The organism is Faecalibacterium langellae, assembly GCF_002549775.1.
Lineage (GTDB): Bacteria > Bacillota > Clostridia > Oscillospirales > Ruminococcaceae > Faecalibacterium > Faecalibacterium langellae.
Map to the genome: position 1 here is coordinate 1 of NZ_NMTR01000005.1, position 2,804 is coordinate 2,804.

The following is a 2,804-nucleotide window of genomic DNA, read 5'->3' on the forward strand; positions in this document are numbered from 1 at the left end:
CTCCACTTACACATCGTGCCTATCAACCTTGTAGTCTTCAAGGGGTCTTACTTGTTTGAAACAATGGGATATCTTATCTTTGGGTCGGCTTCACGCTTAGATGCTTTCAGCGTTTATCCGATCCGTACATAGTTGCCCAGCTATGCTCTTGGCAGAACAACTGGTGCGCCAGAGGTACGTCCGCTCCGGTCCTCTCGTACTAGGAACAGCTCCCATCAAATATCCTGCGCCCACGACAGATAGGGACCGAACTGTCTCACGACGTTCTGAACCCAGCTCGCGTACCGCTTTAATTGGCGAACAGCCAAACCCTTGGGACCGAATACAGCCCCAGGATGCGATGAGCCGACATCGAGGTGCCAAACCTCCCCGTCGATGTGGACTCTTGGGGGAGATCAGCCTGTTATCCCCAGGGTAACTTTTATCCGTTGAGCGATGGCATTTCCACTCACATACCACCGGATCACTAACTCCAACTTTCGTTACTGCTCGACCCGTCAGTCTCGCAGTTAGGCTCGCTTCTGCGTTTGCACTCTTTTGCTTGATTTCCGTTCAAGCTGAGCGAACCTTTGAACGCCTCCGTTACTCTTTAGGAGGCGACCGCCCCAGTCAAACTGCCCACCTAACAATGTCCCCCGCCTTGATTCAAAGGCGCAGGTTAGAATTCCAATATCGCAAGGATGGTATCCCAACGGCCTCTCCGCCGACGCCAAAGCATCGGTTTCCCAGAGTCCCATCTATCCTGTGCATGCAACATCGAAACCCAATATTAGGCTACAGTAAAGCTCCATGGGGTCTTTCCGTCTTGTCGCGGGTAACCGGCATCTTCACCGGTACTACAATTTCGCCGGGCGGGCTGTTGAGACAGTGCCCAAATCATTACGCCTTTCATGCGGGTCAGAACTTACCTGACAAGGAATTTCGCTACCTTAGGACCGTTATAGTTACGGCCGCCGTTCACTGGGGCTTCGATTCAATGCTTGCACATCTCCTCTTAACCTTCCAGCACCGGGCAGGCGTCAGCTCGTATACGTCATCTTTCGATTTAGCACAAACCTGTGTTTTTGGTAAACAGTTGCTTGGGCCGATTCTCTGCGGCTGCATCGCTGCAGCACCCCTTCTCCCGAAGTTACGGGGTCAATTTGCCGAGTTCCTTAACAACCCTTCTCCCGTTGGCCTTAGAATCTTCTTCCTACCTACCTGTGTCGGTTTGCGGTACGGGCACCGCAGAAATACACACAGCTTTTCTCGCCATCTTCCATCTCAGACTTCGGTACTAACTTCCCTCGATCGCTACCGGAACCAACACCCGGCTCCGAGACTTCAAATGTGTCCCTGTGTTTAACTCTTTTGGTGGTGACGGAATCTCTACCGTCTGTGCATCGGCTACGCCGTTAGGCCTCACCTTAGCTCCCGACTAACCTGGAGCGGACGAACCTTCCTCCAGAAACCTGAGGCTTTCGGCCATGCAGATTCTCACTGCATTCGCGCTACTCATTCCGGCATTCTCACTTCTATACACTCCACAGCCGCTTGCGCTACTGTTTCACCGCGTATACAACGCTCCCCTACCCAATACACAAAGTGTATTGCCTAAGCTTCGGTGTCAGGTTTAGCCCCGTTAAATTCTCCGCGCAAAGACGCTCGACCAGTGAGCTATTACGCACTCTTTGAATGAGTGGCTGCTTCTGAGCCAACATCCTGGTTGTCTGCGTATCTTCACATCGTTTTCCACTTAACCTGACTTTGGGACCTTAGCTGTAGATCTGGGCTGTTTCCCTTTTGACAATGACATTTATCTGACACTGTCTGACTCCCAAGCATCAATACTCTGGCATTCTGAGTTTGATAAGCTTCGCTAACCTCTCGGCCGCTAGGCTATTCAGTGCTTTACCTCCAGGTATCTAACTTGAGGCTAGTCCTAAAACTATTTCGGGGAGAACCAGCTATCTCCGGGTTCGATTGGAATTTCTCCGCTACCCACAGTTCATCCGCCGCCTTTTCAACGGAGGTCGGTTCGGTCCTCCATGGAATTTTACTTCCACTTCAACCTGACCATGGGTAGGTCACCCGGTTTCGGGCCCATTGTATGCAACTTAACGCCCTTTTCAAACTCGCTTTCGCTTCGGCTCCAGACCTTAAGTCCTTAACCTTGCTGCATACAATCGCTCGCCGGACCGTTCTACAAAAAGTACCCTATCACACATTGACGTGCTCTAGGTGCTTGTAGGCACAGGGTTTCAGGTTCTTTTTCACTCCCCTCCCGGGGTGCTTTTCACCTTTCCTTCACAGTACTATACGCTATCGGTCACTGGGTAGTATTTAGGGTTGGAGGGTGGTCCCCCCGTATTCCGACCAGGTTTCACGTGTCTGGCCGTACTCTGGAACTTGCGCAGCTCTCTCCGTTTTCACCTACGTGGTTCTCACACTCTCTGACCGGCCTTCCCATGCCGTTCGGTTAACAGATTAAGTCCTAAAAGCAGTCCATACCCCGGAAGTATTTCTACTTCCGGTTTGCCCTCTTCCGCGTTCGCTCGCCACTACTTACGGAATCTCGTTTGATGTCTTTTCCTCGCCCTACTTAGATGTTTCAGTTCAGGCGGTTCCCTCGATATACCTATTTTGAAGTTCAGTATAACGTACCTGAGTATGAACCCAGGTGAGTTTCCTCATTCAGAGATCTCCGGATCAATGCTTATTTGCAGCTCCCCGAAGCTTATCGCAGCTTATCACGTCTTTCATCGGCTCCCAGTGCCAAGGCATTCGCCCTGCGCCCTTGTTCGCTTGACCTTTCAAACGTTCTT

1 rRNA gene is annotated in these 2,804 nt (G+C 51.4%); it reads right to left on the minus strand.

The window, feature by feature from the left end:
- Window positions 1–2,790, minus strand: a 23S ribosomal RNA gene (locus CGS49_RS02635); the annotation flags it as partial.
- Window positions 2,791–2,804: the final 14 nt, after the last annotated feature.